Here is a 20,966-nt window from a genome sequence, read left to right as displayed (position 1 = left end):
CCCGCGCCATCCTGGGTGGCGGAACCGGCTGCCACCGCCCCGACCCGCGCCGGCGTGGCGCAATTGCAATGCCGCGCCCCGGGCCAAACATGCTTGAGTTGCCTCGAATCGCTCCCCCATCGGAGGAACGCACCATGGCCTATCGCCGCATCCTCCTCCCCCTGACCGGCACCGCCTCGGGGGAGGCCGCCCTGCAGACCGCCGTCATGACGGCGCATATCTGGCACTCGCACGTCCACTGCATCCACGTCCGGGTCGATGCCCGCGACGTGGCGCCGCTGGCGGGGGAGGGCCTGTCCGGCGCCATGATCGAGGAGATGATGGCCGCCACGGAACGAGAAAGCGGGGACCGCGCGACCCGCGTCCGCGCCCTCTTCGACCGCTTCGTGGACGGCAAGGACGTCGTCCTCGCCCCGACCGCGGAGGAAGCGGAGAAGGCCGAGGCCACCACCCTGTCCTTCGCCAGCGTCCCGGGGCGGGAGGAGGACACGGTCGCCCAGATGTCCCGCCTCTACGACATGGCGATCGTCCCGCATCCCGAGGCCGGGGAGGACGTCTCCTCCTCCGACGCGCTGCACGCCGTGCTCTTCGACAGCGGCCGCCCCGTCCTGATCGCCCCGCGCCAGGCCCCCGCGACGATCGGCACGCGCGTGTGCTGCGCCTGGAACGGCACGGCCGAGAGCGCGGCCGCCATCGCCGCCGCGCTCCCCTGGCTGCATCGCGCGGAGGCCGTTCGGGTCCTGCATTCTCCCGACTACCAGCGCCGCGGGCCGCAAGTGACGGGCATCCTGAACTACCTGAAGTGGCACTCGATCCAGGCCGAGGCGGTGGAGTTCAAGCCCATCACGCGGGAGGTCGGCGCCGGCCTCCTCGGCGCCGCCCGCGACTTCAACGCAGACCTCCTCTGCATGGGCGCCTACAGCCACTCCCGCATCCGCCAGCTCATCCTCGGCGGCGTGACGCGGCATGTGCTGGAGAATGCGGACATGCCCGTGATGATGTGCCGCTGATCCCGGCACGCCCGATGCGGGAGCCGCTGACAGAAGCGTGAGCGGCCGCTTGCCGGTTGGCGCGGCGCGGCCAAGTGGCGCGGCAGGAGGTCTCCATGCCGCTCTCGCTTTCCATCGCCCTCGCCACGACCGGCCTGATGCTCGGCGCGCCGCTCGGTCTCGCGCTCGTCGCCGGAATGGCCCTGGCCCGCCACAGCGCGAGGGGGAGGGGCCGGTGATCCTCAACCCCTTCCGCCTGCCGCTGCTCGCGATGCACGGCGCCGCGATCCTCGCCACGCACATCGCGGCGGGCGCGGCGCTGGCCGCCGCCGGCACGGTAATCGCCGTCGCCGCCGCGAGAAGGGCGAACGACCGAAGCTGATCCGCCGCGCGCCGGCCTCAGTCGCCCGCGCGCACCCCCGACAGCTCTGCGACGAACCCGCCGAGCACCGAGGCGTCCTGCCCCTCCCGCCCGGCGTTCACCAGCGCCTCCAGCATCTGCGAGGCCATCGCCGTGGCCGGCGCGAAGACCCCGTGGTCCCGCACGGCCGCCGCCGCCAGCCGCAGGTCCTTGCGCATCAGCTCCGTCCGGAACCCCGGCGCCGTCACGCCGGCGATGATGCGCTTCGCGTGGTTCTCCAGCACGAAGGAGCGTGCCGAGCCGCCCATCAGCGCCCCCCGCATCGTCTCCGGGTCGAGCCCCGCCTTCCGGCCGAGCGCCAACGCCTCCGACACCGCCTGCAGCGTCACCGCGACCAGCAGCTGGTTCGCCGACTTGCACACCTGACCCGCGCCGGACGGGCCGAGATGCGTGATCGTCTTCCCCACCGCCTCGAAGACCGCACGCACCGCCGCGAAGGCCTCCGCATCGCCGCCCACCATGCAGGTGAGCGTCCCGTCCTTCGCTCCGCCCGGGCCGCCGGAGACAGGGCTGTCCAGCAGCACCGCCCCGCGCTCCGCCAGCAACCGTGCCGCAAAGCCCGCGGTCTGCACCGCGGCGATGGTCGAGAAGTCGATCACGATGGCCCCGCGCGCCACCGTCTCGACCACGCCGCCCGGCCCGAACAGCACCGCCTCCACGTCCGCCGTATCGGGCACGCAGAGGCAGACGCAGACCGCGCCCTCCGCCGCCGCCGCCGGCGTCTCCGCCCAGCGCGCGCCCGCGGCTTCCAGCGCGGCCGCCTTGCCGCGGCTGCGGTTCTGAACGGTCACCGTGAATCCCGCACGCAGAAGGTTGGCCGCCATGGCCGCCCCCATCACGCCCATCCCGATGAAGCTCACCGCCGCCGGCGGCGCGATCGTCTGCATGCCCATCAACCCCCTCGAATCGCCGCGCGGATGCTGTCCAGCAGCCCGTCCATGTCCCGCTGGAAACCGGGCCCGTCGGCATAGCCGTCCGCCTCGCCCAGCCGTTCGGTGAACCGGTTCCAGGTCGCCGACCGCATTCCCTCGCGGAAGCGGTCATGCAGGTACGACGTCATCTCGTCCGTCATCCCCGCCGGCCCGACCCAGCCCTTCATGTTGTCGGCCACGATGTCGTAGCCCAGCTCCCGCATCGTCGGCACGTCGGGATAGCCCGGAGACCGCTCAGCCGCCGCGGCCGCGAGCAGCTTCAGCTCGCCCGAGGTCGCGATCCCACCCAGCTCGTCCGACGCGTTCACGTTCAGCGCCACCTGCCCCGCGAGCAGTGCCTGCAACGCCGGCCCGCCGCCGTTGTAGGGCACGTGCAGGAACTCCGTCCCCGCCTTCCGCGACAGCAGGATGAAGATGGAGTGGGACAGCGTCGCGATCCCCGAGGAGCCGTGCGGCAGCCCGCCCGGATCGGCCTTCGCCGCCGCCACCGCCGCATGCAGGTCCGGGAAGCGCGGCGATGCCCCGCCCTTGCACGACAGCAGATGGGTGTTCCGCGTCAGCCGGATCACCGCCCGGAAGGAACGCTTCGGATCATACGGCACCTCGCGGTGCGCGGGCAGAGACGTGCTCTCGCTGCCGCCGGCCATGATCAGCGTGTGCCCGTCCGGTGCCACCCGCGCCACCTGCTCCGCCGCCAGCGCCCCGCCCGCGCCGGGCCGATTCACCACGACCAGCGGCACCGGGAAGAGCGGGGTGCAGGCCTCCGCGATCGTCCGCGCGATGATGTCGCTGCCCCCGCCGGGCGCGAAGCCCACGATCAGCTGGATCGGCCGCGTCGGCGCCCACCGAAGCTGCGCTCGCACCACGCCCGGCATGGACAGCGCTGCCACACCGCCCAGAACCACCCGCCGCGTCGTCGCGATCATCCCGTTCCTCCCCAGGCAAGTCCGGGGGAAAGCATTCCCCCGGACCCCATCTCTTCTTGTCTGTTTGGCGCCCTGACCGGCCGGACGCATCGCCCCCGACTTAGTCGTCGCTCAGTTCGTACCGCGCCCCGCAGCGCCCGCAGATGTCGCGGATGTGCCCCTCCAGCGCCGGCGGCACCGGAATGCCCGCCTCCAACCGCCGCGCCCGCTCTGCCGCCTCCGGATCTCCCGCCACCAGCACGGGCTTCGCAGCGTCGGACGCCGGCGTCTCCCGCAGCACGTCGATCATCGCGTCCAGCTCCTCCGAGAAGCCGCCCGCCGGCCGAAACGCCTTCGGATCGATCGCGAGGAAGAAGTGACCGACATTGTCCGGCTCGTCCGGTCGCTGCGTCCGGTTCCGGATGGGCCCAAACGCCGCCCCGGTGAGCGTCGCCGAGAGGATCTGCACCATCACTCCCAGCCCGTATCCCTTGTGCCCGCCCGTCACCTCCGTCCCGCCCAGCGGCGTCACGCCGCCGCCCGGCTCCTTGAAGATGATCTCCATGGCCCGCGCCGAATCCGTCACCGGTTCGCCGGCCGCATCCACCACCCAGCCACCCGGGATCGGCTTGTTGTTCAGGTCGTAGACCTTCACCTTGTTCGCCGCGACCGTCGTGGTGGAGATGTCCAGCACGAACGGCCGGTGCCGCAGCGCCGGCGCCGCGAAGGCGATCGGATTCGCCCCGAGCAACGGCATCACCCCCCGCGTCGGCACCATCAGCACCGTTCGCGCGGACGACGTGATGAACCCGATCACGCCGGCGGACGACGCCATCCTCGCGTAATGCCCCGCCGCGCCGAAGTGATGGGAATTCCGCACCCCCACCGCCCCGATCCCGGCCGCCTTCGCCTTCTCCACCGCCAGCCGCATCGCGAAGACCGCCACAGGATGACCGAGGTTCGCGCCACCATCCACCAGCGCCGTCGCCGCCGCGTCCAGCTCCACCTTGGGCCGCGCCGAGAGATCCAGCTGCCCCGCGCGCCGCATCCCCTCGTACATCATCAGCATCGAGAGCCCGTGGCTGTCGATGCCCATCAGATCGGTCTCGACCATCGCCTCCGCGGTGGTCTCCGCCAGGTCCGACGGCATGCCCCAGGCGCCCAGCACGCCCAGGATCTGCCGCCGCACCCGATCGGCGGCCACCAGCCTCAAGAGCCGAGCCCCTTCTCCGCCAGCGTCTTCGTCACCCAGCTCCGGTCCCAGCCACCCTTCGCGATCGCCGCCGTGGTTTCGTTCTCCTTCGCCGCATGCGCCTCCGCCGCCGCGATGACCTCCGCCGCTGCCGCCGAGGGAATGACGACGATCCCGTCCTCGTCCGCCGCGATCAGGTCGTCCGTCATCACCACCTGCCCGCCGCAGGCCACGGGATACCCGATCTCTCCCGGTCCATCCTTCCACGGCCCGCCGGGCGTCGTGCCCCGCGCCCAGACCCCGATGTCCATGTCCCGCAGCTGCGCGATGTCCCGCACGGCGCCGTCGATCACCAGCGCCCCGACGCCGCGGCTGACCGCGTGCCCGATCATCAGGTCGCCCGCCAGGGCATTCACCATGTCGCCCGCGCCGTCGCAGACGATCACGTCGCCCGGCCGCGCCAGGTCGATCGCCCGGTGCAGGAAGAGGTTGTCGCCCTGTCGCGCCTTCACCGTCAGCGCATGGCCCACGATCGTCTTCCGCCCGCCATAGCAGAGGAAGCCCCCTCGCATCGCCTGCATCCGATTCATCACGTCGCCGATATTCGCGACCGGCAGCCGCGAGGCCCGTGCGATCAGCCCGTCCTCCGCCGCGCGCCGTTGCTCCGAGATGCGTAGGCCGATGGCCATCCAGGCGTTCCTCCTGCCCTGCGGGCGCGGAACAGCCGAGGCGCAAGCCGCGCCCGACGCCCCCGCCCGCCGTCGCCGGCAGGAAAGGCCGGCCCCCCGCTCGTGTAAAGAGAGCCGGCCGGGGAGGGGCCTAGAACCCCTCCAGCACCGTCTTGCCGATGCTGCGCCCGCTCTCGACCTTCGCGTGCACGCGCCGCAGCCCGGCCGCGTCGATCCGCCCTGCATTCTCGGTCATCGTCGTCCGCAGCACGCCCTCATCCACCAGCCGCGACACCTCCTGCAGCAGGCGGTGCTGCTCGATCATGTCGGGCGTGCCGAAGAGCGGCCGCGTGAACATCAGCTCCCAATGCACCGACACGGCCTTGCGCTTCAGAGGCACGATGTCGAGGGAGGCGGGATCGTCGATCAGCGCGATCTTCCCCTGCGGCGCCACCGACCTGCCGATCGCGGGCAGGTGCTTGTCCGTCGCCGTCAGGCTGGCGACATACTCCACCGCCGGGAGGCCGAGGGCCGTCAGCGCCTCGTCCAGCGGCTGCCGGTGATCGATCACGTGATGCGCGCCCATCTCCCGGCACCAGGCCACGCTCTCCGGCCGGGACGCCGTGGCGACCACCGTCAGTCCCGTCAGCTTCCGCGCGATCTGCGTCAGGATGGACCCGACGCCACCCGCCCCGTTGATCACCAGCAGCGTCCCGCTCCCGCCACCGCGCCGGACGCCCAGCCGGTCGAACAGCAGCTCCCAAGCGGTGATCGCCGTCAAAGGGATCGCGGCGGCCGCATCGAAGCCGATGGAGGTCGGCTTGCGCCCGACGATCCGCTCATCGACCAGATGGAACTCCGCATTCGTCCCGGGCCGGTTGATCACGCCGGAATAGAAGACCTCGTCCCCCGGTCGGAACAGCGACACCTCCGCCCCGACCGCCTCCACCACACCGGCCGCATCGAAGCCCAGCACCCGCGCCTCGCCCGGCGGCGGCGCGGCGCGCGCCCGCTGCTTCACATCCACCGGATTCACGGACACGGCCCGCACCGCAACCCGCATGTCCCGCGGCCCCGGCTCCGGCACCGGCAGGTCCAACGCGATCAGCGATTCCGCGTCCTCGACCGGCAGCGAGGCGCGATACCCAATGGCCTTCATGGCAACTCCTCAAGCGGGGCACGCCGCCCCTCGGACCTCAGACTGGGGGTGGACGCGTCGGAGGGCCATACGGCAAAAACGGACCCATAGTGCCCGTCCGGATACCACCCCCATGCCCCTGAAGCGCCGCCGCTACGACTGTGCCCCCGGCTGCCCGGTGGAGGCCACGCTCGACCTCATCGACGGCAAGTGGAAGGCGGTGATCCTCTTCCACCTCCTGGACGGCACGCTCCGCTTCAACGCCCTCGCACGCCGCCTGAACGGCATCACCCAGCGGATGCTCGTGAAGCAGCTTCGGGAACTCGAGGAGGCCGGGCTCGTCGCGCGCACCGTCTACGCCGAGGTCCCGCCCCGCGTGGAATACGCCTTGACCGCGTCAGGCCGCAGCCTCGAACCCGTGCTCGCCGCCCTGAAAACCTGGGGAGAGGCCTGGATGCAGCGGCATCACGTTACCTCCGCCCCACCCCAGGCCGCCGAGTAGCCTCGCCCGGCGCCGCGTCCGCTCACCCCCGCCCGAGGCACCAGGCCGAGAGGGCCATCAAATCCTCCCAGCCCGGCTCGCGGCCGAAGGCCACCGGCCCCCAGACCGGCATCGTCGCCAGCGACGTCGCCGCCACGAAGCCGATCCACACCAGCGCGATTCCGGGCCGCGTCCGCATCCAGGCCATCGCCCTCATGGTCCGGTCTCCTGGGCCACGCGCGTCGCCCGCATCCCCCGCCGCGTCAGCACCCCGCCGACCGCGATCATCGCTGCCCCCCAGGCCAGGAATCCAAGGTCCCACACCAGCCACTCTTCCCGCGGCACCACCTCGTTCACGTGGTGCAGGCCGAGGATCTGGTGGTCCACGATCCCCTCCACCACGTTGAACACGCCGAACCCGATCAGCATCGTCCCCACCAGCAGCCGGTTGGACCAGAACAGGTGTCGCCGATGCGCGGAACGCCACAGCACGAACAGCCCCGCCACGACGAAGAGGTAGGTCGCGCTGTGGAACATCCCGTCCCAGAGCGTGTTCAGCTTCAGGTTCTCGATCGTGTTGATCGGATACCAGCTGCTGAGCATGTGGTGCCACTGCAGGACCTGATGCAGCACGATCCCATCGAAAAACCCGCCCAGGCCCAGCCCGAACAGGATGCCCGCCGAGACGGGGAAGCGCCGCGCTGAAGGCTCAGTTTGCATCGGGAACGCCCGCCGCTTTGCCGCCGGTCCAACACCGCCGGTCCGCCAAGGTTCCCCGCACGCGGCCATCCATCCGCGGAACACCGCAGCAGAGTGTCCCGTTACGCCCGCGCGACGGACGAGACACATCTGACGGGTAGCCGCGATGGAATCACCTTCGCCCCGCGCGCTACATCCGGAAACGTGAACCCGGGCGCAGGGAGGCGCGTGCCATGGCCAACAATCCCTGGAACGCGAGCGCGCCGCTCAGCCTCGCGCGCTATCCCAACCTCCTCTACGCGGATCGCTACCACCGCATCCACGAATTCCTGCGCGACGAGCGAAGCGTCCGCGACGGCCTCCTCCGCCTGGAGCAGGCGACCACCGGCATGAGCCAGGCCGCCTTCCGGGACTACCTGACCGCGGAGGAGGTCCGCTTCGGCTTCTCTCCCCATCCCGTCACCATCACGGTGAAGGACGACCTCGTGAAGGCGAGCAAGTTCTGGCTCTTCCTCATCAAGCGCCAGGGCATGATCGACCTCGGCGCCGGCGACGCGGATCACGGCGTCCTCTCCCACCGCGTGCAATGGACGCTGGTCGGCCAGTGGAACGAGCGCGCGCATCATCGCCTCGGCCCCACCAAGTTCATCGGCGAGCTTTACGGGAACCTCGGCGCCGCCAACGCACGCCTCCTCACGGACAACGCCCGGCAGCGCATGGCCGCGGGCTGGAAGCTCAACACCGGCGCGGAGAAGGTGGGCCGCCTCTTCGAATCCGTGTGGGACGACGTCTTCGACGCCTCCTACCCCAGCGATGACGGGACCAGGCCGGAATACCTGCGCGGCTACATCCAGGCCCGCCACAGCGCCCTCTACGCTCGCATGCGCTGGTAGCACCGGGCGCCATTCACCCGCGCAATCACCGCCATCCCGCGCATCTGTTGGCGCGCGCCGCCTCCGCGGCCCAACTTCACGCCCGGGCCACCGGACATATCCCCGGGGCCGGGACCCTTCCCATGATCGACGTTCGCCCCTTCGGAACCCTCGGCCACGCCAACCATGGCTGGCTGAACGCGCGCCACCACTTCGCCTTCGCCTCCTACCGCGACGCGGCCCGCAGCAACTGGGGCCGCCTGCGCGTCTGGAACGACGACGAGATCGCGCCCGGCACCGGCTTCGACGCGCATCCCCACCGCGACATGGAGATCATCACCTATGTCCGGGAGGGCGCGATCACCCACCGCGACTCCCTCGGCAACGAGGGGCGGACCGAGGCCGGCGACGTGCAGATCATGTCCGCGGGCAGCGGCATCGTGCACGCCGAGTACAACCTGGAGCCGGTGACGACGAAGATCTTCCAGATCTGGATCGTCCCCGACCGTTCCGGCGAGGCGCCGCGCTGGGGCGCGAAGAGCTTCCCGAAGGCGAAGGGCCATGGCGGCTTCGAGCTTCTCGCCTCCGGCCGCCCGGCCGATGCGGAGACGGACGCGCTGCGCCTGAACGCGGACGGCGCCGTGCTCGCGACGACGCTCGCCGCCGGACAGACCGCGACGCTGACGCTCGCGCCGGGCCGCGCCGCCTATCTCGTGCCGGCCAAGGGCCGCGTCACCGTGAACGGCACGCCGGTGTCCGAGCGCGACGGCGCCGCCATCCGGGACGAGGCGGAGCTGCGCGTCACCGCCGAGGACGCGGCGGAGGTCGTGCTCGTCGAGGTCGCCGCCTGACAGCTTGACCGAGGCCGCGCGAAGAGGGTAGATATTCCTATCTTCGCGCGGTCGTCCCGTCCGCCGAATCTTGAACGGGTCGGCGCCCTCCGCGCACCCCCGGCCCGGTGACACGCAGCAGTTGCGTCACTAGGCTCACGGGGATGCGCCGACCACTCCTCGCCGCTTTCCTGCTCCTCGCCGCCTGCACTGCGGAGGAGCAGGCGGCCTCGGAGGCCGCCGCCCCCGTCCAGGTTCTCGCGGCGCGCCTTCCCGACCGCGTCGCCGACCAGAGCCGCGGCCCGATCGGCGAGCCCGCACCGAACCTCATTGCCCGGTACCGCGCCGAGGATGGCAGCTACACGAGCGTCTTCCTCACCTCCGATCCCGGCGGCGAGCGCGAGCCCGACGGCATCGCTGGCCGCGGCATCCGGGAGGAGTTCCTCCGCTCGATCCAGGCCATGGCGCTGACCGTACAATCCCGGGGCGGCCTCGCGGACCGCCCGGCCGAGACCACCATCCGCCATCCCGGCGGCGCGGAGCTTCTCTGCGGCGCCATGGCCGTCGCCCCGCTCGCCCTGGCGGAGGTCGTCTGCCTCAGCCGGATCGAGGGGAGCGTCGCGAAGATCCGCATGACCGCCATCGCCTCGCCCCATGGGGCTGAGGCCACCCTCGTGAACGCCTATGCCGTTGCCGTGGAGATCGCCGACTCGCTTCGCCGCAACGGCAACCTCCCGCCCGGCGTCGGCCCGATCTTCCGAACCTGAGCGCCGAGCAGGATGTAAGAAAGTAAGGAAGTAAGGCGAAACGGCGAGCAACATCCTGTTAGACCGCACGAAGCCCGAGACGTCCCCGGACACGAAAGTAAGGCGGCCGCTATCCCTCCTCGAAGGGCCGCGCTGCCACCCGCGTCAGGTGCCCTTCCGCCGAGGCCCCCTGCATCCGCCCGCGGTGATATCCACGCTGCCATCCCTGGGACCACGCCTCGCTCCCCGGCTCCTTCAGCCCCGCGTTGAAGGCGCTCCGGCCCGCGCTCCAGCTTCGATACGCCGCCTCCAGCGCCGGATCCTCCCCGATGCCCCGCATCTCCGGTCGCACCCGCCCGATCAGGTTCCGCGGGATCGGGAACAGGAAGGCGATCGGCTCCCCCGGCGCGAAGCGCACGGGATGCCGCGCCCGGGTGAAGCGCCAGTTCATCGTGAAGGTCGCGGGCGACCAGTCCGTCTCCACGATCCCGGTCAGCGGCGCGATCCCGTCCTTCGGTGCGTTCGGCGGCCCGGAGACCCACAGGCTGATGCCGGGATCGGTCCGGAACAACGCGTCGATGTGAAAGGTGAGCACGCCCGCGCCGAAATGCCCGACCGGCTCCGGCCGCCCAGGCCGGTCCACCCGCACCGTGACGTCGCCGGGCGCGTCGCCACCATTCCACCAGGCCTCGAAGCCGCACTCGCCCACCACCTCCCAGCCATGGGCGTTGGCGATGGTCAGCGGCAGGCAGCGATGGGCAAAGCCCTGCGGCGAGGCGTCCATCCAAGCGCGGCGGCTCGGCGCCGGCCGCAGCACCGGCGCCGGCCCGTCCAGCCGGTGCGCGACCAGCCGGATCGGCGCCTCCTCCGCCAAGGCGCGCTCAGCGCGCCGTCGTGCAGCGCCGCAGCGGGGAGGGGAACTCGTTGCAGTTCGGAAAGACGATCTCGTTCGGCCCGCGCCGCTCCACCCGCAGGTTATTCGGGTTGGCACAGCCGAAGGCGCTGTCCGGCGGCAGCCGCCCACCGAGCGGTCCGATGGACGCCGCGGCCGGCGCCAGCCGGAACTCCACGCCCTCCGGCCCGCCCGCCACCGTCTCGATCAGCCGCTGCCGGTAGGCGACCTCCAGCGGCGAGATCCGCATGATCACGTCGCGCGTGAAGATGATGACCGGCTGCCCGAAGCAGGCCGCGCCCTCCGTGTCGTTCGCCGGGAAGATGCCGCCTGTCCACGTCCCCCACAGCCAGGCATGCGGCGCCGCCTGCGCCGGCTGTTGCTGCGCGTCCGCCGTCGCCAGGGGGGACAGCAGCGCCGCCACGAGAACCATTTTCCGCCACATGCGCCGCACTCCTTCGACCGTCACGCACCCTGAAGAGGGGGCAGAAAAGGGGAGGACACGCCGCCTGTCCACCCCGCCGGGCACGCCGATACACAAGGTTGTCCGCGACGGGCAGATGCCCCGGCCAATGGCCCTCGCCCGGCGGTCCCGGGCGCGACAGCCGCTCAGGCCGCCGCTGGAACCGCCCGCGACACGGGTTCGCGCAGGGGCAGGTGGATCAGCGCCGCAAAGACCCCGGCCGCGATGCTGAAAACCCACATCGCGTCGTAGCTGCCCGTCCGGTCGAACACCACGCCGCCCATATACGCGCCCACGAACCCCCCGACCTGATGCCCCAGGAAGACCAGCCCGAAGATCGTCGCCAGCCACCGCGTCCCGAAGAGCCGCGCGCAGAGCCCGATCGTCGGCGGCACGGTCGAGAGCCACAGGATCCCCATCAGCGCCGAGAAAATCAGCACCGTCGTCACCGTCTTCGGCGAGAGGAAGAACACCGTCATGACCAGGGCCCGAAAGCCGTAGATCAGCACCAGCAGCTCCCGCCGCTTCCACCTCTGCGCCAGCTCTCCCGCACCCAGGGAGCCGATCACGTTGAACAACCCGATCAGGGAGATCGCGCCCGCCCCGACATAGGCCGGCAGATGGCAGGTCACGACGAAGCCGGGCATGTGCACCGCCAGGAACGACACGTGCACCCCGCAGACGAAGAACCCGAAGAACAGGCACCAGAACATCCGGGACCGCAGCGCCAGCGACAGCGCCTGCTTCGCGGTTTGCTCGGTTCCCGCCCCTGCCGGCTTCGGCGCAGGCTTCCCGGCCAGGGGCAGCGCCAGCGGGATCATGAGCAGCGCCGCCGCCGACATCGCCAGCAGCGCCCACTGCCACCCGAAGCCGGAGATCGCGACGCCCGACAGCGGCACCACCAGGAACTGCCCGAAGGACGACCCCGCCGTCCCCAGCCCCGCCGCGCGGCCGCGCATGGATTCCGGCAACTGCCGGGTCAGCGACGCCACGATGACCGGCATCCCCGCAGCGGCCACCGCCGCCCCCATCACCACGCCCGCGAAGAAGGTGAAGACCGCCAGGCTGTCCGCCAGCGCCATGCCCGCGATGCCGATGGCGTACAGGACCGCACCCCCCATCACGACGAACCGCCCGCCGATCCGGTCCGCGATCTGCCCGAAGATCGGCTGGGTGAAGCCGTTCACGAGCACCTGGACGGCGATGGCCAGGGCGAAGCCGCTGGCTGACCATCCCTGGGCCGCCGTCATGGGCGCGAGGAACAGCCCGAAGGATTGCCGCAGCCCCATGGAAAGCGCCGCGCAGACCACGGCGAAGCCGAGGAGGATGGCGATGGCCCGACCCTGCACGATGACGGCTCCCGCGATGTGCCATCCGGTCTACCGCGGGCGAGAGCCGCGAGCCATGCGGGCGGGCAGGGGGGCTTCCGCCGGCCTCATGCGCCGGGCGCGGGGCTCGGCGGCCGCGCTCCGGCGGGACCGCTAGGCGGCCTTCGCCGCGCCGAGCAGGAGGCCCGCATGGTCCGCGGGCTTCACCTTTCGCCAGACCGCCGTCACGCGCCCGTCCGCGCCGACGAGGAAGGTGCTGCGCTCCATGCCCATGTATTTCCGTCCGTACATGGACTTCTCGACCCAGGTCCCATAGGCGCCGGCCAACGCCTGCGCCTCGTCGGAGGCGAGCGGGAAGGTCAGCCCGAACTTCTTCGCGAAGGCGTCGAGCTTCCTCACCGGATCGGGCGAGACGCCGATCACCGTCACCCCGGCCCGCGTCAGCTCCTCCAGCGCTTCCTGCACGCCCTGGGCCTGCACCGTGCAGCCGGAGGTATCCGCCTTCGGATAGAAGTACAGCGCGTAGCGCTTCCCCTTCAGACCCTCCGACGACACCCGCCCGCCGCCGGCCGCCGCCAGGTCGAACGCCGGCGCCGCATCTCCCACGTCCACCATCACGAAGCCCCCTTCTCCGGCAGCCGACCCACGCGACGCTCGAAGGCGCCGCGCACCGACCCGGCGACCCGGTCCATCTCCAGCCGAAGCGCCGGGAGGTCAACCGGCGCCCCCCCGCTGGCCTGAGCGCAGGCCGGCGCGAGCCCGCGCAGCAGGGCCTCCGCGGCCGGACCGGGCAGCGACTCCTCCCGCCAGCGCCCGACGGTCAGGCGAAGCAGGGATTGCAGCGTCCGCCAGAACCGCTCCGCCGCCACCAGCTCAGCCGCTTCCTCCGCCTCCAGCAGCCCTTCCCGCGCGAGGTTCCGCAGCGCGTCTCGTGTGGAGGGCGCCAGGACTCGCGGGTGGTCGGCGGCATGGGCGCATTGCAGGGCCTGGGCGATGAACTCCACCTCCACCAGCCCGCCCGGCCGCGCCTTCACGTCCCAGGGTCCGTCCGGCGGCAGGTCGCGCAGCATCCGGACCCGCATGGCCAGCGCGTCCTCGATCGCCTTCGGCCCGGCATGGGACTCCAGCGCGGTGCGGCAGGCCGCCACGATGCGCTTCCGCAGCGTCGGCGGCCCCGCCACCGGCCGCGCCCGGGTCAGCGCCATCCGCTCCCAGGTCCAGGCCTCTCCATCGGGGCCGTGATACCTCTCGAAGGACAGAATGCTCGTTGCCACGGGCCCCTTGTTGCCCGAGGGCCGGAGCCGCATGTCCACCTCGTAAGGCTTGCCCTCGGCCCCCGGCGCCGTCAGCGCCGCCACGAACTGCGCCGCGAGCCGGGCGAAATAGGTCGGCACGGAGAGCGGCCTCGGCCCGTCGCTCTCCGTCGCCTCCTCCGCGTGGTCGTAGATCAGCACGAGGTCGAGGTCCGAGCCCGGCAGCATCTCCCGCCCGCCGAGCTTGCCCATCGCCACCACCGCGACCGCGCCGCCGGGCACGCGCCCGTGGCGGGCGGCGAAGTCCTTGCTCACCTGCGGCAGCAGGGTGGCGATCGCGGCGTCGGCCAAGTCGCTCCGCGCCTCGCCGGCCGCGTCCACGTCGAGCGAGCCCTCGAGCGCCGCGACGTCCACCTCGAACTTGCCCTCCGTCACGAGCCGGCGCGCGGCCTCCAGCGCCTCCTCGTAATGGCGGGCCGTGCTGACCAGCGCGGGCATGGCCGATGCCGCCTGCCCGACGCCCCCGGCCAGCAGCCCCTCCAGCGCCGAGGGCACGCGGGCCAGGTGGTCCGCCAGGGCGGGCGCGGCGCCGAGCACCACCGCCACCCGGTCCAGCAGCGCCCGGTTCCGGTGGAACAGGCTCAGCACCTGCACTCCGGTCGGCAGCCGCTCCAGCAGGCTGTCGAAGCGGGCCAGCGCCGCGTCCGGCTCCCGCTGCCGCGCGAAGGCGGACAGGATCGCCGGCATCATCGCGGTCAGCAGCTCCCGCGCCCGCTCGCTGCGGGTGGCGCGGCGGTGGCCGTGGTGCCAGGCCCGGACCATGGCGGCGACGCCGCCGGGATTCGCGAAGCCCATCCCCGCCAGCGTCTCGAGCGTCGCCGGGTCGTTCTCCGTGCCCGTGAAGACGAGGTTCCCGCCGGCGCCGTCATCGCCGGCATGGCTGAGGGAGGGGACCGCCTCGAACTGGCGCGTGTACTGGCTCGCCACGCGCTGCAGGTGCCCCGTCAGCACCGCGACGAAGCTGTCCGCGCCGTCGAAGCCCATGAAGGAGGCGATCCGCGCCACCCCGTCGGGGTCCTCCGGCATTCTGTGGGTCTGCCGGTCCGCCACCATCTGGAGCCGGTGCTCCACGTCCCGCAGGAAGACATAGGCATCGGCCAGCTCCGCCGCCGCCCGCCGGTCCATCCGCCCGGCCGAGGCGAGGGCCGCCAGCGCCCCGAGGGTGGTCGGATCCCGCAGCCCCGGGTCCCGCCCGCCCCAGATGAGCTGCGCCACCTGGGCCGTGAACTCGATCTCCCGGATGCCGCCCCGGCCGAGCTTCACGTCGTGCCCGGCCACCGCAACCGATTCTCCCGCGCCGCGCTTGGTCGCGTGGACGGCGTGGATCTGCCGCTTGATGGAGTGAATATCCGCGATCATCGCGAAATCGAGGTGCCGCCGCCACACGAAGGGGCGTATCTCCGCGAGGAGATGCTCACCGAGTCCCCGATCGCCGGCCACCGGGCGCGCCTTGAGCATCGCGGCCCGTTCCCAGTTCTGTCCGAAGCTCTCGTAATAGGAGACGGCGGCGGGGATGGAGACCGCCAGCGGTGTCGCGGCCGGGTCCGGACGCAGCCGGAGGTCGGTGCGGAAGACGTATCCCTCGGCCGTCCGCTCCTCCATCAGCCGCACGAGGTCCCGCGCCAGCCGGACATAGACGGACTGCGCCCGGTCCTCATGCGTCGCGGCGGCCGGGTCGAAGAGAATCATCAGGTCGATGTCGGAGGAGTAGTTCAGCTCGCGCGCGCCGAGCTTTCCCATGCCGAGCACCACGAGGCCGGAGCCCTTGCTCGCCGACTTCGGATCGCGCTTGCCCCCGTTGGGCAGGGCGATGTCCCCCCGCGCCGCCGCCTCCCGCAGAAGATGGGCGCAGGCGAGGTCCACCGCCGTCTCCGCGAGGGTGGAGAGGGCGCCGGTCACGAGGTCCAGCCCCCATTCCCCGGACAGGTCCGCCGCGGCGATGACGAGCGCGGCCTGCCGCTTCGCCTGCCGGAGCAGGGCGCCGAGCTGGGCGGCGCTCGCCGACGGATCGGCCCGACCGAGCGGGTCGATGGCGAGGCCGAAGGCCGCGTCGGCGCCGCGCTCCGCCATCCGCAGCAGCGTCGCTGCCTCCCGCAGCGCGAGGTCGGCCAGGTAGGGACTGTGCCCGCCCAGGGCCGCGAGCAGCGCGGCGCCCGAGCCGGATTCGGCGTAGGCGGCCTCCGCCGCGCCGCGCGCGGCGAAGTCGGTGACCAGGCGCTCCGCCGCCGCGGGGTCGTGCGGCCTCGGCGGGGTGAGGCGCGCGGGAAGGTTGCTGTCCGGCATGGACGGGGAGGGGAGGCGTGAGGCGCCTCGGCGGTCAAGGGGGCCGTTCCCTCGCCTGGCTTTTCTCTGCCCTCCTCCGGCTGGTCATGGTGGTCTTCATCGTCGCCGCCGTCGGGGTCACGGCCCTGGCGTGGCGCCTTTCGGAAGGGCCGCTTTCCCTCGCGCCGGTCACGAAGGCGCTCGAATCCTGGGCCCGGTCCCGCGCCCCGGGCCTCGACCTGCGGATCGGCGAGGCCTCGGTGGCCTGGGCCGGCTGGCACGACGGCGCGCCGCAGCCCGTCACCATCCGGCTGAACGGGCTGCGGGCGCATGACGCGGCCGGTTCCGTCCGCGCCGCCCTCACCTCGGCCGAGGTGTCCCTCTCCGTTCCACGGCTGCTCCGCTTCCAGGTCGCGCCGACGCGGATCGTGCTGCGCGACCCGCTGGCGGTGCTGCGCCGCGACGCGGAGGGCGCGCTCAGCCTCGACCTCGGCGACCCTTCCCAGGCGGAGGCGCCCACGGACGGTGAGCCCGAGGCCGGTCCCGACCTGCTGGAAAGCCTGCTGCACGCGCCCGACCCGGACTCCCCCCTTTCCCTCCTCGAGCAGGTCGTGGTCACCGAAGGGATCGTGCAGATCCGCGACGAACCGCTCGGCTTCTCCTGGTCGCTCCAGCGCGTCGGGGTCGCTCTCCGGCGTGAAGCCTCAGGCGACGCGGTTCTCGACGGCAGTGCGGGGCTCGCGCTGGGGGGACAGGCGATCCCCGTCCGACTGTCTGGCCGCATCACCGGACGGCCGGCGGTGGCGGAGGCGGCGCTTGAGATCACCGAGGTCGGCACGACCGCCCTCGCGAATGCCCTGCCGGTGCTGCGCCCCCTGGCGGTGCTGGACACCGTGGCCGGGGCACGGTTCGAGGGGCGGTACGCCTTCGCGGACCAGTCGTTCAGCGGGCGCGCCACGATCACCGCCGGGCCGGGCCGCTACGCCGGCGCGCAGAGCATCGGCTTCCGCGGCGTCGATCTGCTGATCACCGCCGACGAGCGGCGGGTCTCCCTGGAGCGCGCGGCCCTCTCCCTCCCGCCCGGGCAACCTGGTTTCCCCAGCCCCAGCATCACCGCCACTGGCAGCGCGACGCGCACCGGGGACCTCTGGCGCGGCCGGGTCGAGATTGGGCTGGACCGCATGGCGATGCCGGATCTCGCGCTCTACTGGCCGCCGGGTGTCGCGGAGGGCGGCCGGCGCTGGGTGACGGAAAACATCACCGCCGGCACCGCGCGCGACGGCCGCTGGTGGGTCGAGGCGGAGGCTCCGGCCGACTTCTCCGCGCCGCGCCTGCTGGACGCGGGCGGGCAGGTGCAGGGGGAAAATCTCACCGTCCACTGGCTCCGCCCCATCCCGCCGCTGGAGGGGGCGCAGGGCACCGTCACCTTCACCCCGCGCGACATCACCATCCGGGCGGGCGGCGCGCGGCAATCCGGCACGGCGCTGGTTGTGCCGCAGGCGACGATCCGGCTCTACGACCTCGACCGGCCGCCCGAGAAGGGCGACATCCAGGCCCGGATCACCGGGCCGCTGGCGGACGTGTTGACGGTGGTTCGCCACCCCCGGCTCCACCTGTTCGACCGCCGGCCGCTCGACCTGAAGGAGCCGGGCGGGAGCGTGGAGGCGAACCTCTCCATCAACCTCCCGCTGATCAACGACCTGCCGATGGACCAGCTCCGCCTTTCCGTGGAGGGGCGGATCGCGAATGGCCGGGTCGCGGACCTCGTGGCGGGGCAGCCGCTGGAGCGGGCCAACCTCGACGTCTCACTGGACCCGAACGGGATGCGGCTGACCGGCAGCGCGAACCTGGGACCGATCCCGGCGAGCCGCGTGCAGGCGGAGCTGGACTTTCGCAGCGGCGCGCCGTCCCAGGTGACCGAGCGAGTGCGGGTGGAGGGGCGTGCCGACGCCGGCACGCTCCGCGCGCTGCGCGTGGACGCGGCGCCCTACCTTCGCGGGCCGCTCGGCTACGTCGTGCAGGCCGAACGGCGGCGGAGCGGGGAGACGCAGATCACCGCCCGGGCGAACCTGCGCGACGCCCGGATCGAGCTCGCGCCGCTCGCCTACAGCAAGCCCGCCGGGGCGCCCGCCTCCGTGGAGGGCATCCTCCGGCTGCAGGGCGACAGCCTCCGCGCGCTGGAGGAGGTGCGGATCGAAGGGCCGAACCTGATGGTCCGAGGCGGCCTGTCCTTCGGGACGGGTGACCGGCTGAACCGGGCGGACGTGCTGGAAGCCCGCATCGGCGCGACCCGCGTCACGGGGGCCGTCGTCGCGCCGGACCGGCCGGACGCCGCCTACCAGATCCAGGTCCGCGGCCCGATGCTCGATGCCCGCTCCCTGCTGCGGGAGATGCGGGAGGAGCGTTCATCTCCCCCGAACCGGCGGGAGGAGCGGTCCACCCCGTTGCGGCTGGACGTGGGGTTCGAGCGGGTGCTCCTGGCAGAGGGGCGGGAGCTCGCGCCCGTGATGGCGACGGCCTTTGTCGACGCCAACGGCGTGTTGCGGGAGCTGCGCGCGTCCGGCCGGGGTGCCGCGGGCGGCGGCTTCGACGCGGCCGTCGTCCCCCGCGGGGCGGGGCGGGCGATGGAGGTGGCCTCGAACGAGTTCGGGACGCTGCTGCGCGGCCTCGGCCTGATGGACGAGATCGATGGCGGCCGCCTGCGGATCGTCGGCTCCTGGCCGAGCAACGCCCCCGGCGCCCCGCTGAGCGCCCTCGCGGAGCTGACCGAGTTCGGCGTGCGGGAAGGACAGACGATCGGCAAGCTCCTCCAGGCGCTGACGGTCTACGGTATCGTGGACGCGCTGCGCGGGCCGGGGGTGCGCTTCGACCGGCTCTACGTGCCCTTCACCCTAACGGAGGAGGCGGTCACGCTCACCGACGCCCAGGCCTTCTCCTCCAGCCTCGGCCTGACGGCGCGGGGGCGCATCCTGCGCCGGACGGACCGGCTGGACATGCAGGGGACGGTGGTGCCGGCCTACATGTTCAACTCCCTTCTCGGCCGCATCCCCGGGATCGGGCGGTTGTTCAGCGCCGAGGCCGGGGGGGGACTCTTCGCCGTCAGCTTCCGCCTTACCGGGCCGCTGGACGATCCGAGCATCAGCGTGAACCCGCTTTCCGCCCTGACCCCCGGCGCGTTGCGCGGGCTCTTCTCGGCGCTCGAGGGTCCACCCGCGACCCCGGCCCCGGCGCGCTAGCCCGGCTTGACCCCGGAACGGCCCCGCCGCAAACCCGCCCGCGAGGGAAGGGGACATCGCATGAACCGCCGTCACATCCTGGCCGCCGGGGCCGCGCTGGGCCTGCCCGCGGTCCGAACCGCGCGCGCCCAGGCCGTCGTCACGATGCGGCTTTCGCACCAGTATCCGCCGTCCCACCACATCGCCCAGGTGCTGGCCGCCTTCGCGGCGGATGTGAAGGCGCGCAGCAACAACGCGATCGATGTCCAGGTCTTCCCGGCCGAGCAGCTCGCCCGCGTCGGCGAGAACTTCCCCGGCGTCGCCCGCGGCGCCTTCGAGGCGGCGGTGGCCACGAACTTCACCTGGGGCAACACCATCCCCGAGATGTCGGGGCCGACCATCCCCTACTTCTTCACCGATCTGGAGAAGAACCGGCGCTTCCCGCAGTCCGAAGCGCGGCGGTTCCTCGATCAGATCACCTCCCGCCGGGCGGTGCGGTCGGTGGCATGGCTGTTCACGACCAATGTTTCTATCTTCACCTCCGGCCGCCGCCCACTCATCAACCCGGAGGATTTCCGGGGCGTGAAGATCCGCGGGATCAACGCGCTCATCGACCAGGCGCTGACCGCCGTCGGCGCCGCTCCGGCCGCGACGCCCGCGCCGGAGGTGGTGGGGGCGCTGCAATCCGGGGTGCTGGATGCGGGGCTGACCGACATCTCCGCCGCGGTGTCACGCCGCTTCTACGAGGTGCAGCGCTTCGGCACGGTGTCTCCCTTCTTCGCGGTCTCCACCCAGGTCTACGTCAACCCGCGCTGGTGGGACGGGCTGCGGGCCGAGCACCGAGGCGTCATCGAGGCGGCGCTGGCGAAGGCCGAGACGGACGCCGTCGACGCCACGGTCCGCACCGCCGATGCCGCCGTCGGCGAGCTGCGGGAGAAGGGCATGACCATCCACGTGCAGTCGCCGGAGCAGGTGGCGCAGTGGCGGGACGTGATGCAGAAGCCCGTCATGGACGCCTTCCTCCGCCAGGCGCCGGAGAACGGGCCGCGGCTGATCGAGCTGCTGAACCGGGTCTGAGGCGATGACGCGCGCGGTGGGATGGGTGTCGCGGATCGCGGTGGTGCTCGGCTCCCTCGCGACGGTGATCTGCCTCCTGCTGATCTGCCTCTCGGTCGTGGCGCGCTACGGCTTCAATGCGCCGATGCCCTGGATCGACAAGGTCGCGGGGTGGCTGGTGGTGGCGCTGGTCCTGCTGGCCGCACCCGAGGCGCAGCGGCGCTTCGAGCATATCGGCGTGGACGTGGCGGTGGGAAGGCTCGGGCCACGGCTGGCGCGGGTGGCTCACATCATCGGCGCGGCTTCGGTCGCGCTGGTGTCCGGCATCCTCCTTTGGGCGGGGTGGGAGGCCGTGGAGTTCTCCCGCATGGTCGGGCTGATGACCGACATCGAGGGCGTGCCGGAGTGGTGGGTGCAGGCCTTCCTGCCGGTGGGCTCTGCGGTGATGCTGCTGGTCTCCCTCGCCCAGTGCTTCGTCCTGATCGCCGGCGGCACGCCGGAATACCTGCCGACGGGAGAGGAGGAGCTGCCGCGCGACACGCTCGCCCGCGGGGAGTAGCGCGC

At 72.3% G+C, this 20,966-nt stretch carries 22 protein-coding genes; 10 read left to right on the top strand and 12 right to left on the bottom strand.

Features of this window, described 5'->3' with window-relative positions:
• Positions 1–134 precede the first annotated feature (134 nt).
• From ACP6CK_RS05240 to ACP6CK_RS05230, 3 genes are all read left to right on the top strand, one after another.
• On the top strand, positions 135–1,010 hold the full coding sequence (locus ACP6CK_RS05240) for a universal stress protein (RefSeq protein WP_426957828.1): 876 nt from the start codon (positions 135–137) through the stop codon (positions 1,008–1,010).
• 95 nt (positions 1,011–1,105) lie between these two features.
• A complete protein-coding gene (locus ACP6CK_RS05235; RefSeq protein ID WP_426957827.1) occupies positions 1,106–1,228 on the top strand; it encodes a hypothetical protein in 123 nt (40 codons plus the stop codon).
• Entirely contained in the window at positions 1,225–1,371 is a 147-nt protein-coding gene (locus tag ACP6CK_RS05230) for a hypothetical protein (RefSeq protein WP_426957826.1), read from the top strand. The genes ACP6CK_RS05235 and ACP6CK_RS05230 overlap by 4 nt, the downstream gene beginning before the upstream one ends.
• Before the next feature lie 17 nt (positions 1,372–1,388).
• Here the strand turns inward: ACP6CK_RS05230 and ACP6CK_RS05225 are convergent, their stop codons facing one another.
• The 5 genes from ACP6CK_RS05225 to ACP6CK_RS05205 form a co-directional block, all read right to left on the bottom strand.
• Positions 1,389–2,297 carry an NAD(P)-dependent oxidoreductase gene (locus tag ACP6CK_RS05225; RefSeq protein WP_426957825.1) on the bottom strand — a complete coding sequence of 303 codons (909 nt, stop codon included), beginning with the start codon at positions 2,295–2,297 and terminating at the stop codon, positions 1,389–1,391.
• 5 nt (positions 2,298–2,302) lie between these two features.
• Positions 2,303–3,268 carry a Bug family tripartite tricarboxylate transporter substrate binding protein gene (locus ACP6CK_RS05220; RefSeq protein WP_426957824.1) on the bottom strand — a complete coding sequence of 322 codons (966 nt, stop codon included), beginning with the start codon at positions 3,266–3,268 and terminating at the stop codon, positions 2,303–2,305.
• Between the two features lie 100 nt (positions 3,269–3,368).
• A complete protein-coding gene (locus ACP6CK_RS05215; protein ID WP_426959874.1) occupies positions 3,369–4,451 on the bottom strand; it encodes an Ldh family oxidoreductase in 1,083 nt (360 codons plus the stop codon).
• Positions 4,452–4,456: 5 nt separating this feature from the next.
• Complete coding sequence (locus ACP6CK_RS05210) at positions 4,457–5,128, bottom strand: RraA family protein (RefSeq protein ID WP_426957823.1); 672 nt, start codon at positions 5,126–5,128, stop codon at positions 4,457–4,459.
• Positions 5,129–5,258: 130 nt separating this feature from the next.
• Positions 5,259–6,266, bottom strand: a complete 1,008-nt coding sequence (locus tag ACP6CK_RS05205) for a zinc-binding alcohol dehydrogenase family protein (RefSeq protein ID WP_426957822.1) — start codon at positions 6,264–6,266, stop codon at positions 5,259–5,261.
• A gap of 112 nt (positions 6,267–6,378) precedes the next feature.
• Here ACP6CK_RS05205 and ACP6CK_RS05200 point away from each other — a divergent pair, with 112 nt between their 5' ends.
• Positions 6,379–6,747, top strand: a complete 369-nt coding sequence (locus tag ACP6CK_RS05200) for a winged helix-turn-helix transcriptional regulator (protein ID WP_426957821.1) — start codon at positions 6,379–6,381, stop codon at positions 6,745–6,747.
• Positions 6,748–6,769: 22 nt separating this feature from the next.
• Here ACP6CK_RS05200 and ACP6CK_RS05195 read toward each other — a convergent pair whose 3' ends face one another.
• Both ACP6CK_RS05195 and ACP6CK_RS05190 read right to left on the bottom strand, forming a co-directional pair.
• Complete coding sequence (locus tag ACP6CK_RS05195; protein WP_426957820.1) at positions 6,770–6,943, bottom strand: hypothetical protein; 174 nt, start codon at positions 6,941–6,943, stop codon at positions 6,770–6,772.
• Positions 6,940–7,446, bottom strand: coding sequence for a DUF2243 domain-containing protein (locus ACP6CK_RS05190; RefSeq protein ID WP_426957819.1), 507 nt, complete (start codon positions 7,444–7,446; stop codon positions 6,940–6,942). Before ACP6CK_RS05190 ends, ACP6CK_RS05195 begins: the two co-directional genes overlap by 4 nt.
• 212 nt (positions 7,447–7,658) lie before the next feature.
• On the opposite strand from ACP6CK_RS05190, the gene ACP6CK_RS05185 reads away from it, so the two are divergent.
• From ACP6CK_RS05185 to ACP6CK_RS05175, 3 genes are all read left to right on the top strand, one after another.
• On the top strand, positions 7,659–8,318 hold the full coding sequence (locus tag ACP6CK_RS05185) for a LirA/MavJ family T4SS effector (protein ID WP_426957818.1): 660 nt from the start codon (positions 7,659–7,661) through the stop codon (positions 8,316–8,318).
• A 122-nt stretch (positions 8,319–8,440) separates the two neighbouring features.
• Positions 8,441–9,148, top strand: coding sequence for a pirin family protein (locus ACP6CK_RS05180; protein WP_426957817.1), 708 nt, complete (start codon positions 8,441–8,443; stop codon positions 9,146–9,148).
• A gap of 143 nt (positions 9,149–9,291) precedes the next feature.
• Positions 9,292–9,894, top strand: coding sequence for a hypothetical protein (locus ACP6CK_RS05175; RefSeq protein ID WP_426957816.1), 603 nt, complete (start codon positions 9,292–9,294; stop codon positions 9,892–9,894).
• Between the two features lie 109 nt (positions 9,895–10,003).
• Here the strand turns inward: ACP6CK_RS05175 and ACP6CK_RS05170 are convergent, their stop codons facing one another.
• From ACP6CK_RS05170 to ACP6CK_RS05150, 5 genes are all read right to left on the bottom strand, one after another.
• Positions 10,004–10,747 (bottom strand): DUF6065 family protein, encoded by a 744-nt coding sequence (locus ACP6CK_RS05170; RefSeq protein ID WP_426957815.1) that lies wholly within the window; start codon positions 10,745–10,747, stop codon positions 10,004–10,006.
• Between the two features lie 7 nt (positions 10,748–10,754).
• Entirely contained in the window at positions 10,755–11,210 is a 456-nt protein-coding gene (locus ACP6CK_RS05165) for a hypothetical protein (RefSeq protein WP_426957814.1), read from the bottom strand.
• 164 nt (positions 11,211–11,374) lie between these two features.
• Positions 11,375–12,577 carry an MFS transporter gene (locus ACP6CK_RS05160; RefSeq protein ID WP_426957813.1) on the bottom strand — a complete coding sequence of 401 codons (1,203 nt, stop codon included), beginning with the start codon at positions 12,575–12,577 and terminating at the stop codon, positions 11,375–11,377.
• 132 nt (positions 12,578–12,709) lie between these two features.
• Complete coding sequence (gene bcp / locus ACP6CK_RS05155) at positions 12,710–13,171, bottom strand: thioredoxin-dependent thiol peroxidase (RefSeq protein ID WP_426957812.1); 462 nt, start codon at positions 13,169–13,171, stop codon at positions 12,710–12,712.
• On the bottom strand, positions 13,171–16,152 hold the full coding sequence (locus ACP6CK_RS05150) for a bifunctional [glutamine synthetase] adenylyltransferase/[glutamine synthetase]-adenylyl-L-tyrosine phosphorylase (RefSeq protein WP_426957811.1): 2,982 nt from the start codon (positions 16,150–16,152) through the stop codon (positions 13,171–13,173). Before ACP6CK_RS05150 ends, bcp begins: the two co-directional genes overlap by 1 nt.
• Before the next feature lie 17 nt (positions 16,153–16,169).
• Between ACP6CK_RS05150 and ACP6CK_RS05145 the strand changes: the two genes are divergently transcribed.
• The 3 genes from ACP6CK_RS05145 to ACP6CK_RS05135 are packed head-to-tail and all read left to right on the top strand — an operon-like array spanning position 16,170 to position 20,961.
• Complete coding sequence (locus ACP6CK_RS05145) at positions 16,170–19,367, top strand: DUF3971 domain-containing protein (RefSeq protein ID WP_426957810.1); 3,198 nt, start codon at positions 16,170–16,172, stop codon at positions 19,365–19,367.
• A gap of 60 nt (positions 19,368–19,427) precedes the next feature.
• Positions 19,428–20,423 carry a TRAP transporter substrate-binding protein DctP gene (dctP, locus tag ACP6CK_RS05140; protein ID WP_426957809.1) on the top strand — a complete coding sequence of 332 codons (996 nt, stop codon included), beginning with the start codon at positions 19,428–19,430 and terminating at the stop codon, positions 20,421–20,423.
• A gap of 4 nt (positions 20,424–20,427) precedes the next feature.
• Positions 20,428–20,961: a TRAP transporter small permease gene (locus tag ACP6CK_RS05135; protein WP_426957808.1), complete on the top strand. Its 534-nt coding sequence runs from the start codon at positions 20,428–20,430 to the stop codon at positions 20,959–20,961.
• Positions 20,962–20,966: the final 5 nt, after the last annotated feature.

Origin of the sequence: Muricoccus radiodurans, assembly GCF_050154705.1 — a bacterium.
In the GTDB taxonomy this organism is placed as follows: Bacteria; Pseudomonadota; Alphaproteobacteria; order Acetobacterales; family Acetobacteraceae; genus Roseomonas; species Roseomonas radiodurans.
This window is presented reverse-complemented; position numbering and strand designations above follow the sequence as displayed.